The 13219-nt window shown below is 38.4% G+C and carries 13 protein-coding genes and 1 pseudogene; 8 read left to right on the top strand and 6 right to left on the bottom strand.

Annotated features, from left to right (window positions below):
• Nucleotides 1-4 precede the first annotated feature (4 nt).
• Nucleotides 5-1129, top strand: coding sequence for a glycoside hydrolase family 30 protein (locus B0X70_RS11515; RefSeq protein WP_246593498.1), 1125 nt, complete (start codon nucleotides 5-7; stop codon nucleotides 1127-1129).
• A 26-nt stretch (nucleotides 1130-1155) separates the two neighbouring features.
• Nucleotides 1156-2598, top strand: a complete 1443-nt coding sequence (locus tag B0X70_RS11520; RefSeq protein ID WP_217471533.1) for a 6-phospho-beta-glucosidase — start codon at nucleotides 1156-1158, stop codon at nucleotides 2596-2598.
• A 54-nt stretch (nucleotides 2599-2652) separates the two neighbouring features.
• On the opposite strand, the gene B0X70_RS11525 is transcribed toward B0X70_RS11520, so the two are convergent.
• Complete coding sequence (locus tag B0X70_RS11525) at nucleotides 2653-3837, bottom strand: XylR family transcriptional regulator (protein WP_217471534.1); 1185 nt, start codon at nucleotides 3835-3837, stop codon at nucleotides 2653-2655.
• A 321-nt stretch (nucleotides 3838-4158) separates the two neighbouring features.
• On the opposite strand from B0X70_RS11525, the gene xylA reads away from it, so the two are divergent.
• The 3 genes from xylA to B0X70_RS11540 all read left to right on the top strand — a co-directional run bounded on the left by xylA (nucleotide 4159) and on the right by B0X70_RS11540 (nucleotide 7051).
• Nucleotides 4159-5478, top strand: coding sequence for a xylose isomerase (gene xylA, locus B0X70_RS11530; protein ID WP_217471535.1), 1320 nt, complete (start codon nucleotides 4159-4161; stop codon nucleotides 5476-5478).
• Nucleotides 5479-5907: 429 nt separating this feature from the next.
• Entirely contained in the window at nucleotides 5908-6456 is a 549-nt protein-coding gene (locus tag B0X70_RS11535; protein ID WP_235319357.1) for a hypothetical protein, read from the top strand.
• A 220-nt stretch (nucleotides 6457-6676) separates the two neighbouring features.
• The gene (locus tag B0X70_RS11540; RefSeq protein ID WP_040150820.1) at nucleotides 6677-7051 is read left to right on the top strand and encodes a VOC family protein; all 375 of its coding nucleotides are present in this window, start codon (nucleotides 6677-6679) and stop codon (nucleotides 7049-7051) included.
• A gap of 130 nt (nucleotides 7052-7181) precedes the next feature.
• Here the strand turns inward: B0X70_RS11540 and B0X70_RS11545 are convergent, their stop codons facing one another.
• Both B0X70_RS11545 and B0X70_RS11550 read right to left on the bottom strand, forming a co-directional pair.
• Nucleotides 7182-7436 carry a Txe/YoeB family addiction module toxin gene (locus B0X70_RS11545; RefSeq protein ID WP_217471536.1) on the bottom strand — a complete coding sequence of 85 codons (255 nt, stop codon included), beginning with the start codon at nucleotides 7434-7436 and terminating at the stop codon, nucleotides 7182-7184.
• Nucleotides 7433-7687, bottom strand: coding sequence for a type II toxin-antitoxin system Phd/YefM family antitoxin (locus B0X70_RS11550; RefSeq protein WP_036806085.1), 255 nt, complete (start codon nucleotides 7685-7687; stop codon nucleotides 7433-7435). Before B0X70_RS11550 ends, B0X70_RS11545 begins: the two co-directional genes overlap by 4 nt.
• Nucleotides 7688-7857: 170 nt before the next feature.
• On the opposite strand from B0X70_RS11550, the gene B0X70_RS11555 reads away from it, so the two are divergent.
• A complete protein-coding gene (locus B0X70_RS11555) occupies nucleotides 7858-8151 on the top strand; it encodes a hypothetical protein (RefSeq protein WP_036806082.1) in 294 nt (97 codons plus the stop codon).
• Nucleotides 8152-8281: 130 nt separating this feature from the next.
• Here B0X70_RS11555 and B0X70_RS11560 read toward each other — a convergent pair whose 3' ends face one another.
• A complete protein-coding gene (locus B0X70_RS11560) occupies nucleotides 8282-8695 on the bottom strand; it encodes an Exc2 family lipoprotein (RefSeq protein WP_052105690.1) in 414 nt (137 codons plus the stop codon).
• Nucleotides 8696-8942: 247 nt separating this feature from the next.
• Here B0X70_RS11560 and B0X70_RS11565 point away from each other — a divergent pair, with 247 nt between their 5' ends.
• Together B0X70_RS11565 and B0X70_RS11570 are read left to right on the top strand one after the other, a co-directional pair.
• Nucleotides 8943-9182 (top strand): type II toxin-antitoxin system CcdA family antitoxin, encoded by a 240-nt coding sequence (locus B0X70_RS11565; RefSeq protein ID WP_040150771.1) that lies wholly within the window; start codon nucleotides 8943-8945, stop codon nucleotides 9180-9182.
• A 1-nt stretch (nucleotide 9183) separates the two neighbouring features.
• Nucleotides 9184-9276: pseudogene (locus B0X70_RS11570) on the top strand (CcdB family protein); the annotation flags it as partial.
• 1 nt (nucleotide 9277) lies between these two features.
• Here the strand turns inward: B0X70_RS11570 and B0X70_RS11575 are convergent.
• Nucleotides 9278-9466 carry a hypothetical protein gene (locus B0X70_RS11575; protein ID WP_036806074.1) on the bottom strand — a complete coding sequence of 63 codons (189 nt, stop codon included), beginning with the start codon at nucleotides 9464-9466 and terminating at the stop codon, nucleotides 9278-9280.
• 140 nt (nucleotides 9467-9606) lie between these two features.
• Entirely contained in the window at nucleotides 9607-13218 is a 3612-nt protein-coding gene (locus B0X70_RS11580) for a transporter substrate-binding domain-containing protein (protein ID WP_217471537.1), read from the bottom strand.
• Between the last annotated feature and the right edge of the window lies 1 nt (nucleotide 13219).

Here is a 13219-nt window from a genome sequence, read left to right on the forward strand (position 1 = left end):
ATTAGTGCTAGACAAATTATTTTCACCGGATGGAGAGTGTAAATTAACATTAGCCAGGATGCCTATTGGCGCCAGTGATTATGCGGTTTCTTGGTATAGTTTAAACGATATTGAAGATGATTATGGTATGGCTAATTTCTCCATTAAAAGAGATAAACGCTTACTCATTCCCTATATAAAAGAGGCTTTAGAAAGGCAACCGAATTTAAAAATATCTGCTTCACCGTGGAGCCCTCCGGTATGGCTTAAAACTCATCAAGTCTGTAATTTTGGCAAATTAAAGCGTGATGCTCAAAGCCAGGATGCATATGCTTTATATTTTGTAAAATTTATCGAAGAGTATCAGAAAGAAGGCATTTCAATTGATCAAATTCATATCCAGAATGAAGTTGCTGCGGATCAAAAATTCCCTTCTTGTGTATGGAGTGGTGAGCAATTAAGAGATTTTATAAAAAATCATCTCGGACCAAAATTCGAACAAAATAATGTAAAAACTGAGATTTGGTTAGGTACTATTAATGCCCCTGAATTCTCTAAAGAAATTGGACAGGATTATGATGATTATGCAAATTGTGTATTACGTGATATGAACGCCTATAAATATATAAAAGGCGTTGGTTATCAATGGCAAGGAAAAAATGCCATTCAAAGAACAGTACAAAGTTATCCAGAATTAAAATATTATCAAACTGAAAATGAATGTGGTGATGGTCATAATAGTTGGGAATATGCTCATTATATATTTACACTTTTCAGGCATTATTTAACTAATGGTGCTAATGGTTATTTTTACTGGAATATGGTGCTGCATGCGGGAGGAGAAAGTAGTTGGGGTTGGAAACAGAATAGTATGATAAGTATTCCAACAGGAATAAATGAAGTGATATATAATCCAGAGTATTATGTCATGCGCCATTTTTCGGGTTTAATTTTACCTGATGCGCAACATATTGAGTTGGAAGGAAATATGTCAGGAAATGCTGTTGCTTTCGAGAATAAATCGGGTTCCTTGGTGGTGAATATAAACAATTCTTATAAAGAAAAGCAAAAATTAAATATTGGTTATAATAATGATATTTGGTCTATTTATTTGGAACCTGATTCGATTAATTCTATTATATTTAACTAAGAGAACATGACAATCTGGAGTTATCTATGAAGAATAAATTCCCTACAGGCTTTTTATGGGGCGGCGCAGTTGCCGCTAACCAAGTTGAAGGTTATTGGAATCAGGATGGCAAAGGAGTGAGTATTGCTGATGTTATGACAAAAGGAGAGCACGGCGTTGATCGTGTCATAACTAATGGTATTGAGGAAAATAAAATTTATCCTAATCATCAAGGTGTGAAATTTTATTCCCAGTATAAAGATGACATTGCACTATTTGCAGAAATGGGATTCAAATGTTTTAGGACATCAATTGCCTGGGCGAGAATTTTTCCTCTAGGTGATGAATTACAACCTAACGAGGCAGGCTTAAAATTTTACGATGATCTTATTGATGAATTATTGAAATATAATATTGAACCTATTATTACATTATCTCACTTTGAAATTCCTTATCATTTGGTTAAAAAATATGGCGGTTGGTATAACCGAAAATTAATAGACTTTTTCATGAATTTTAGTTTGACGGTTATGGAAAGATATAAAAATAGAGTCAAATACTGGATTACATTTAATGAAATTAATAACCAAATAAATTGGCAATATCCACTATTTGGTTATTGTAATTCAGGTGTGATTTATCAGGATCACGACAATCCAGAGCAAGTCATGTATCAAACTATTCATCATCAATTTGTTGCTAGTGCGAAAGTTGTCAAATTAGGCCATGAAATAAATCCTAATTTTAAAATTGGTTGTATGATCCATATGTCGCCATTATATCCAGAGAGCTGTAAGCCGGAAGATGTTTTATATGCACAACAAGCCATGCGCCAGAAATATCTTTTTAGTGATGTTCAGCTTCGTGGATATTATCCATCTTATCTTATTAAAGAATGGGAAAGAAAAAACATAGAACTGCATATTGAAGATAGTGATTTAATTTGGTTACGGGAAGGTTGCGCTGATTATCTGGCAATAAGCTATTATATGAGTAATATCGTCTCTTCATCCATAGAAATGTTAGAAAAAAATAGCCAATCCCTCTCCTTCTTTGAGAAAGGAAAGCTCAATCCCTATTTAAAATCCTCTGAGTGGGAATGGCAAATTGATCCTGTAGGGATTCGATACAGCTTATCTGAATTATATGAACGTTATCAAAAACCGATTTTTATTGTTGAAAATGGGTTGGGTTCCGTTGATAAATTACCTCAAGATGGTGTTATCAATGATGATTATCGTATCGAATATTTAGCATCGCATCTATCTGAAATTAAAAAATCTATTTTATTCGATGGTGTTGATATTCTCGGTTATACTGCATGGGGATGTATCGATTGTGTCTCTTTTTCAACCGGTGAATATCGTAAGCGATATGGGTTTATCTATGTCAATGTTGATGATGATGGCAATGGAGACTTTGCGCGTTATAAGAAAAAAAGTTTTTATTGGTATAAAGAAGTTATAGAAACAAACGGTGAAGATATTTAATTAAATTAAAAGCTATCCTATTTGGTTTGAGGATGGCTTATTAATTTGAAATAGCTAAGTTTTTTTAGTGATTTGATATTTGTCTCGATACTCTTTAGGTGTCATATTATAGTTTCGTTTAAACATAGAGTAAAAATAATGTAAAGAAGAGTAGCCACAAACAGTAACAATTTCACTGATTGAAATAGAGGTGTGGATTAAAAGATTTTTTACTTTATCTAATTTCTCATTATGAATAATAGTATGAATTGTTTGACCAAATTCATTTTTAAAACGGCTTTCAAGATTAGAACGTGACATACCAACAGCATCAATAACTTGTTCAACTCTTATCCCTTTACAGGCGTTATGACGAATATAATGCATTGCTTGAATAACTGCGGGATCGTTTAATGCTCGAAAATCTGTCGATTGCCTTGCAATAACTTTTAAAGGTGGAATTAATTGGCGGTGATATTTTTTAGGAACGTAACCTCTAAGAAGTTGATGAAGTAATTTTGCTGCCTGATAGCCCATTTGTTGTGTACCTTGTACAACGGAAGAAAGCTCGGTACGCGAAAGAAAACGGGCTATTTCTTCATTATCTATGCCTATAACACAGACTTTATCGGGAATAGGAATATTGAGATGTTCACATGCGGCTAAAATATGTCTAGCTCTGGCATCCGTTACCGCGATAATGCCGGTATTTGGGGGTAAAGTTTGGAGCCAATCTTTTAATCTATTTTGTGCGTAAGACCAGTTTTCTGGTGTCGTCTCCATTCCTTGATACACCACACCTTGATATTTTTCTTTTTCAACTAATTGTCGGAATGCATATTCACGCTCTATTGCCCATCGTTTACCACTTGTCTGAGGTAAACCATAAAATGCAAAACGTTTAATACCTTTATCTTTTAAATGATTAAATGCACTTTCTATTAAAGCGAAGTTATTTGTCGCAATATAATGAGCCGCAGGATAGTGATTTTCCTGGTGATAAGATCCGCCGACGCCAATAATAGGAATGTCTAACTGACTGAAAGTACGTTGGATTTCTATATCATCAAAATCAGCGATAATTCCATCACTCTGTAAGGTTTTCAAGCTATTTAATTTTGTGGTGAAATCTTCTTCAATGAAAATATCCCAATTACATTGGCATGCTTGCAAATATTCACCTATCCCTTCTATCACCTGACGATCATAAGCTTTATTGGCATTAAATAATAGTGTTATATGGTATCGTCTGTTCATCATTGGTATCCTTATTGATTTATACAATATTAATCATAATTATTTTTCTATTTTCAGAATTGAATTAATGCCAAATTATGAGATAAATCACACAATTAACAATAATCTTAATGAAGAAATAAAATAACACAATTGAAAATAGTGACGTTGATGAACAGAATTTTATACACACACGTATGTCTATACACTATAGATTTCAAGATGGATCGCGACGGCAAGGGAGTGAATCCCCGGGAGCATAGCAAACTATGTGACCGGGGTGAGCGAATGCAGCCAACAAAGAGGCAACTTGAAAGATAACGGGTATATTAGATAGAGGTTGATATGCATCGATACTTTGAGAGAGTAAATAGAATCAGTTACGAAGGTAGGCAAAGTAATAATCCATTAGCTTTCCGTCACTACAATCCCGAAGAGATTATTCTAGGCAAAAAGATGAAAGATCATCTGCGTTTTGCCGTCTGCTATTGGCACAATTTCTGTTGGAATGGTACTGATATGTTTGGTGCCGGAGCGTTTGAACGTTTTTGGCAAAAAGGCAATGATGCTTTAGAACTGGCTAAGCTCAAAGCTGATGTTGCTTTTGAGTTTTTCTACAAGCTAAATATTCCTTTTTATTGTTTCCATGATATTGATGTCGCTCCCGAAGGTTGTTCCTTAAAAGAATATATTTATAATTTGGGCGTTATGTCCGATATTCTTGCTGATAAACAAGCAGAGACTGGCGTTAAATTATTATGGGGAACGGCAAACTGTTTTACACATCCTCGCTATGCTGCTGGTGCATCAACTAATCCAGATCTCAATATTTTCGCTTATGCATCAGCACAAGTATGTCAAGTTATGCAAATGACTAAAAAACTGGGTGGTGAAAATTATGTACTGTGGGGCGGACGTGAAGGTTATGAAAGTTTGCTCAATACAGATTTACGTCAAGAAAGAGAACAAATCGGCCGTTTTATGCAAATGGTTGTGGATTACAAATACAAAATTGGCTTTCAGGGAACATTATTAATTGAACCTAAACCTCAGGAGCCGACTAAACACCAATATGATTATGATGTAGCGACTGTTTATGGTTTCCTAAAGCAGTTTGGTTTAGAAAATGAAATTAAGGTGAATATTGAAGCTAACCATGCCACGTTAGCTGGACACTCATTTCAACATGAAGTTGCCACAGCGATTGCATTGGGGATATTTGGTTCTATTGATGCGAATCGCGGGGATGCTCAACTTGGCTGGGATACCGATCAATTTCCAAATAGTGTCGAAGAGAATTCTCTGGTAATGTATGAAATCTTAAAAGCCGGTGGTTTTACTACGGGTGGTTTAAATTTCGATGCAAAAGTCCGCCGCCAAAGTATTGATATTGATGATCTGTTTTATGGGCATATCGGCGCCATTGATACTATGGCTTTATCGTTGAAGAGTGCGGTGAAAATATTAATCGATGGTAAATTAGATGAGTATGTCGCTCAGCGTTATTCTGGTTGGAGTAGTGAACTAGGTAGAAATATTCTTCAAGGAAAGATGACACTTAATGAAGTAGCTCACTATGCAGAAACGTTGGTTCAGGAGCCTAAGCATCGAAGTGGACAACAGGAATTACTGGAAAATCTTATTAATCGCTATATTTATGATTAAATTAGTTATTGGCTAACAGGTCCAGTATTGAGAGTAACCAAATTAGCGTAACCATTTTAGTCTTTCTGGGTATTATTGACAGAGTTATTACTAGAATAAGTAGTTAAATTCGGTAATAAAAATTAATTTTTATATTATATAATTCAAAGGGTTAATAGATATTGGCATAGTTATAGGGATAACAACATTTTCCATCCGAAAAATAGCATTGATGCGAGCCTGATAACTTTTCATTAAAATTGTTAAATACATTAAGAGATATTTATAAATAATAAGATAAGTCTGCACATCTCAGATATATTCTGACAAATCAGAAATAATTGAGAATTATTTTATACTGCGTACATTGTTGCTTATTTTAAAATAATTTTAGACATATAGTAAATGTCTTATTTTTTAGTTATACAAAGTCAGCAAAAGGGGATAAATATGTACTTTCTAGGTTATCATGGAACTAATGAGTCTTCTGCCAGAAATATTCTCATTAATGGCGTCCAATCGAAATTCTTGCCTCCAATGGGACAAATTGGACGTGGATTTTATATTGCTAAAGTAAATGGGCCATTGCCAGATTGGGGAGCCGGTTGTGCAACTGGACCATTGTCAACATTTCAAAAAATAGTTAATATTCTAACAGGTTATAATTACAATCCATTTATAGGAATAAATAAGAGACCAGCTATTCTGAAAGTATATTCAACTAAGCCGTTAATACATTGTAAATGGTCAATTATGAATCCGGATAGTATTGAATTTATTAGATTTATGCCATCTACTGGAGAGTATATTCTGGAGAGATATAAATGGCTGCAAATGGTTATACCATTTGAAGAGCTTAAATATCTTCATGTAGAACGATATGATGGAAAAAATGAACGTTCAAAAAATTGGTATTCTAGAGAGAGTCATTCACCGGGGAGCGATCACCCATATGAACCACGTATGGGAAGCGAACCACCCAGACGAAATTCAATATAGGGTGGATGATTTTTTCACCATACTTAAGGAACATCGCCCGAATAATGCGGGCGAATTTTTTATATGTGAAATTTATGATATCTCTTTACATATGTATGTATATACATATGATTAACATCATCTTATAATGATAAACACAATACAGTAACAAATGTTACTTGTTGAGTTATATAACAATTTATTTTTACTCTTATTTGAATCTGATTTACATGAGAATGACATGATGACAGTATCCCGCAAACCTAACCTTCAACTTGTTTATGTATCTGATATCGAACGTTCGACAGCCTTTTATAAGACACTTTTTAATTCTAAGCCGGTGTTTTCGAGTCCTCGTTATGTGGCATTTGCCGCCGATGGTGAAGCACTATTTGCTATTTGGTCAGGCGGAACAACGCCGGATGCCTCTACCCCACGGTTCTCTGAGATCGGTATTATGTTGCCATCCGGTGAAGATGTAGATCGTTTATTTGAAGAATGGAGAAAGAAACCCGATATTAAGATTGTCAAGGAACCCCATACTGAGGTCTTTGGTCGTACCTTCCTCGTTGAAGACCCCGATGGTCATATTATTCGGGTATGTCCTTTGGATTAGAGAGATATTTTCTCTTTACGCTTTATGGCGTAGGGCGTGAGCGGCAATGGTTATTGCATAGTCGTCATCACGATTTCTTAAAATAACGACTAGAGGACTTCGTTTGTGGGGTCCTCTGAGAGGTAGTCACTTAATAGTGATAGCGACATTGTACGATAATGATTGCATCATCTGTTACCTTGTAAATCAGACGATGCTCTCGATTAATACGTCTAGACCAATAACCTGACCAATTATGTTTTAAAGGCTCCGGATCCCCTAATCCATCGAAGGATTGCCTTTTAATGTCTTTGATGAGTGTATTAACACGCTTTAGGACTTTTTTATCGGTTTGTTGCCAATACAGATAGTCCTCCCATGCCATTTCAGCCCAAGATAAAATCATTCTTCTAATAGCCCTTTTTCAATTATTCTTCCTGCTTCCACTTCAGCAATTGCCTGACTTAAACGTGCAGCATTTTTCGGGCTAGCCATTAAATAGGCTGTTTCTTCGTAGGCTTGAAAATCTTCCAAACTTAGGACAACCGCTGGCTTGCCATTCTGGCGAGTAATTAAAATTGGCTTGTGATCGTCGTTCACTCTATCTAAAGTGCTGGCCAAGTGAGTTCTAAATGCTGAATAGCTTATTGTGTCCATCGTTGATCCTCCACGCTTCATTGTACTCTTCATTGTACCTGTACAAATATAAGTACGCAAGCGTTACGAAATCAATTCGATGCAATGCCTCGGCTGGTTTCAGACCTGTCTCTTGTTCAGATCTCCAAATCAACCGATTTAGCCAGCAAATAGCTGTCTATCAGGGTTTGTTGCCGAAACTATATAACGGCGATGTTGTACAGCAAATTGACTTTAATGATGGTCATAGCGCGGATGATCTCACCATGCCCGGGTATAATGGAAATGATGAGTATTCAGGACAGATCCAGTACAACTCAGGAAATACGTGGGGAACTATATTTGACGTTCTGAATTTTAAGTCTAATGATTTCCTAGAAAAATTTGAAGATAGAGATGGTATTGATGGCGGTGAAGCCGCTAAGTTCAAACAATATATAGATGTAAAAGATGATTCCATCATCGTGCTTGACATTTCAATTTAAAATAGTTCAATGCATCTAGCCCTTGTCCATGTATGAGGGCTAGTAGAATAACCTTTGATATTTTGTCAAGTTTGCTTTTCAGAATGGTGTAATTACCCCTCATTGTGTTTATATGTGATAGCTAATTCTCTTACTTTCCATAGTAACCGGCCTCGTAAGAGTTGATGATTCCATCAATTAATGCTTTTTTCTTCTTATTTGAAATCTGACTATTGTTGACTTTTTCTGTATGTACTTTTGGTGAAATAAATATTTCTGACATATTGATTTCTTGAATTAAACTATCACTTTTAAAATAATTAATTTTTTGATCAATTTCATGTGAACTGATATTGTTCATTTTATCCTTAACTCCCTCTCTATAAAATTGTTCAAAGAATGGAGTCATTAACTTAATAGAGTTATTTACATGTGTTTGGAAATTGGGATCAAAATCATTGTTAGAACGATAAACATAATGTCGGGCTTCCCGTTCATAGGGTGGTAGGTTTGTTGAACAAGAGGATAAAAATAAAAAAATAGGTAAAAGATATAAAGTGCGCATACAAAATCCTTAGCAATTTTGTTCTAATCGGCAGTTGGATATTCCATCGAGCGAGAGAGCGTACCCTAAAGATGTTTTCATATCAATAATAGATGCTGGCATGCCTTGAGCTGCCTGATTTACAACTAGGTTGCTGGGATACGAACGCCCAAATTGCCTCTTTAGCTTGCTTCTCTGCTGTTCTTATATATAAAAAAGCCTGCTATAATTACAAGTGTAAAATAACGTGTTTCATACAGGGGTTAACATGCCATCAGCACAAATCAGATTAAAGAAAACAGTGAGTGTGACCGTTGCACCCGAACTGTATCAACAAGCAAGACAGGTAGGGCTTAACTTATCGGCAGTATTGACTAGGGCACTAACTTCGGAATTGAAAGCCATTGAATCTGAACGTTGGAAGCGTGAGAATAAAGCAGGAATGGAGGAACTTAATCGTATCACTAACGAACACGGTTTATTGTCAGATAAGTACAAGGTGTTCTGAGATGCAGTATGTTGTTTATCGTAATATTGGCAATTCTGATTACCCATATCTTCTTGACGTACAGAGTGACATTATCGATATATTGAATACAAGATTTAAATAATCATTGGTCGTTTGTTGATCACGCGCTGATTATGTTCTTCAAAAGCATCTGCTAATTTTTTGTTGAAGCGAACCGGTTTAACTAATGCATTAAAGAAGGCTTCGGAGTCTTGGTTGTTCAAACCGATGTTTTTCAGTCGGAGGTTAATCCAGTCCTGTTTGTTGTCTATGACTGTGTTCATGGAAAATACCTTCCTTAGGTGTAAATAATATGAGGCCAATGTACGTCAAAATGGCGCCTTTTTCAATTTCTGCGATGGATGATATAAATTGCATTCATCTTTTCAAGGTTTCTTTTGAATAATTTCACCCAATTTTTTATCTAACCCTGTAATTCCCCCAATTTTTGCTCAATCTGCTGTTGAAAATATTCCGCACGAGTTAATAAAACGGCTAGTGTTTTCACATCACAATGTTCACTTTTTTCAATCCGCAGGCAGACGCGTATTCCTTGCTGATATTGCGTCAGCGCAAAAGCGCCTTTCATACGATGGGCGTGATGCACAACTTTCTCATGACATTGCTGGTTTTCCTGTTGTTGCAATTCTGCAATATCTTCTGACATCCCTTGTTGTATAGCACTAAGTAATTGGCTTTCTACCGTCACATCTTGTTGAGCTAATGCTTGAATTTCATCGAATTTTAACGTTGCTTTGTCATTGACTTGTCGGTAGTAACGGGTAATTTCTGCCAGCAATTTGCTTTGCACCAGTGGTTTGGTTAATACACCATTCATTCCGGCTTCCAAACAACGAGCCTGTTCGGTAGAAAACGCGTTCGCAGTGCATCCCAGAATAATAAATGGCGGTAGTTGCCATGATCGTTCATGCTTTCTCAGCACCTGAGCCAGTTGGTAACCGTTCATCATCGGCATCTGGCAATCTGTCAGCACGATATCGAAATAGCCCTCTTCTACCAGATTCATGGCCTGTTCGCCGCTTTCAGCAAGTGCAATACGATGGCCCGATGACGCTAACTGTAATGACAGTACTTGTAAATTGGCAGGTAGATCATCAACTACTAAGATATTCAAAGATTCATTAAGTTCCACCCCAATATTTTCGGCTTTTTCACTTATCGCTTCCTTTTCAATAACACTGCGCGTAAGCGGTAACACCACGGTAACTTGTGCGCCACCACTGGGCGCACCCGTGATTTTTAAGCTGCCACCCATTAATTCAACTAACTGTACAGAGATAGGTAGTCCCAACCCTGTTCCGGTTTTACCACCATTATGTTGCGTCACCTGTACATAGGGCAGCAAAACGGCTTCATACATGGTTTCCGGGATGCCGCAACCGGTATCGGCAACCACCAGCGTAATTTCATCTTGGTGACTTTCTGGAATAGGCTGATAGCTAGCGCTGATTTGCACACTGCCCTGTTCGGTAAATTTAATGGCATTGCCCAACAGGTTATTGATGATTTGGGTTACGCGTGTTGCGTCCAGTAGATGATAATGTTCAGGCGGCAAATCAAACTGATAGGTGAAACACAGTTCTTTTTCCTTTGCTCGATGGTTAAATGTTGCCACACAATTTTCCAGAATCGCTTGCAGTGATTCCGGCTTGAGATTCAGCACCATTCGCCCGGATTCTATCTTGGAGAAATCCAGCACATCACCGATGATTCCTTGCAAGGATATTGCTGCCTGCCAGGCGATATGTAATGGCGTGGATGGCTGAGTTTGCTTTTTTACCTCCAGATCAAGAATACCAATAATGGCTTGCAGCGGTGTTCGAATCTCATGGCTCATGTGGGCCAGAAAGTCGGATTTCTCCAAGCTGGCGAGTTCCGCCTTATCACGCTCCTGACGTAGTTCTTGCGCCAGCAATTTACGTTCGGTCACGTCAAACCAACCACCAATGATTCCCTGAACAACGCCTTCGGTATTGCTATAACTTTCGAGCCATAAATAAACGTCTTTGTCCTGTCCCTGAATAACAATGTTGCGATCAGAGAAATGCGCCGGCGCCCCTTCCAAGCAGCGTAGAAAAATTAGACTAATCTCTTGCTCATCGACCGGTTTTAAAAAGCATAGAGAAAAAAGACTGCGGCCAATCACCTCAGATCCGACAGCGCCCATTTCATGCCGGAAATAAAGGTTAGCCGCTGTGATGCACATGGTAGGATCGCAGACAAACATTGGCGTAGGCATGTTATTAAAGAGTGTTTCCCAGTACGCCAGCAAATCTTGTAAGTTGCTTTCCGCGGTTTTACGTCGTCTGATTTGGTGTGCGAGATAACTGCCCCAAAAGATTGAACTTAACGCAATCACCAGTAACGCCCCTCCCCACAGCTTCACCCAAGGAGAGATTTTATTGTCATCATAAGGCGTGACGTTCGCCATAGATAACCACTTCAACCGCAGCACCCGCAGTTCATTTGGCGGCAGTGCGTCAATGCTTTTATTTAATATATCCACCAGCTGAGGATAGGCCGGTATGATGGCGTATTGCTCCGGTTGCAATGAGCCTTTAAAGAACTGAATAGAAATGTTGGTGCCGTAGCGGCTTGCTTGTAGGTAATCAGCACTGATCAGGCTATCAAAAGTTGCATCTGCCGCTCCGGCCAGCACCATATCAATACCTTGTGTCACGCTGTCAACTTCGATGATGAAAATCTCTGGATACGGTTTTAATAGTGATAAAAGTGCGTTACCGCGTTGAATCGCCACCCGATGGTGTTTAAGTTGTTCAAACTCATAAGGCGCATTACGCTCATTGCGCGTGATCATCACCCATTCCACAGTACCATAGGGATGACTGAAAGAGAGCCAACGGCTACGTTCTGGCGTGTTGAGCATGGAGGTCATTTGCGCTTCGCCATTTTCTAACAGCTTTTTAATGCCTACTGCGCCATCTGTTGGGATAAAATTAAAGGTGATGCCGCTTTTTTCTCCCAGTAAACGTAAAATGTCCACATCCAGCCCAGTGATTTGACCGTTTTTGTCCAGAAAAGAATAAGGTGGTGCAGCGCGATTCAGCGCCACATTGACGACGGGATTTTTTTTAATCCAGGCTTTTTCCTGAGCTGAAAAGATTGCGGCGTCGTTATTGTTGCCCAACGCCAGCCCAGAAATCCAACGTTCATAAACTTTATTTCTGATGGCATGAGGAATGGATGTCAGAATCAGATTTACCGCTTCAACCATGCCATCGCCGTTGTGACCGAGAAAATCATATCGCTCCCCGAGTGAAATATCCCGGCGGTAAGTCAATCCGGTAAATGGGCGAAAAGCTAGCAAATAGGCAATCTGGCTTTGCCCATCCAGATAGGCATCCATTTCACCATCCACAACGGCCTGTATCCCCTGCTGCTGATTTTTCGCCACCACGATGCGATGGTAATGTTGACGTAATTGTTTGATAACACCCGGATCACTACCTGGCGCCGCTATAATATTCATTTTGGCAAATGGCATATTCACTTGTTCTTTGCGCATAATCAGAGCAAGTGGTTGTACCAGAATCGGGTAAGTATCATTTGCTCCATTTCCTGATTGTGATGAGGCGGAATTCGATAACAGTTGGATATCTCCACGTTGCAACGCTTTATACGCTGATTCCCAGTTGCCAAACAGCCGTACTTCCACCGGCCTTTTTAGCACGGTTTCAATCAAGCGCAGATAATCCGCATAGATCCCTTCCAACTTACCGTCCCAACGATGGATCACCAATGGCGCGCCGATACAGCAGAGAATGCCGACTTTTAATGTTGGAAAGCGTGGAGGAAAAATTCCATATTCTTTGACAGGAAAAGGCAGAAATTCCTGTGATTCTTGCGTGATATTTGAATAAAACTCCACCGGTAGTCCATTGGCGGGCAGCTCTTGCGCGTTGCGATATTCAAACAGGTTGAGACTCCAGCCAGATAGCGGTAACAGCAATACCAATAGGGCAAACCATCGCCATTCTTTGCGCCGGCACTTCATC

The sequence above is a fragment of the Photorhabdus akhurstii genome (assembly GCF_019090985.1).
Classification (GTDB): Bacteria; Pseudomonadota; Gammaproteobacteria; order Enterobacterales; family Enterobacteriaceae; genus Photorhabdus; species Photorhabdus akhurstii.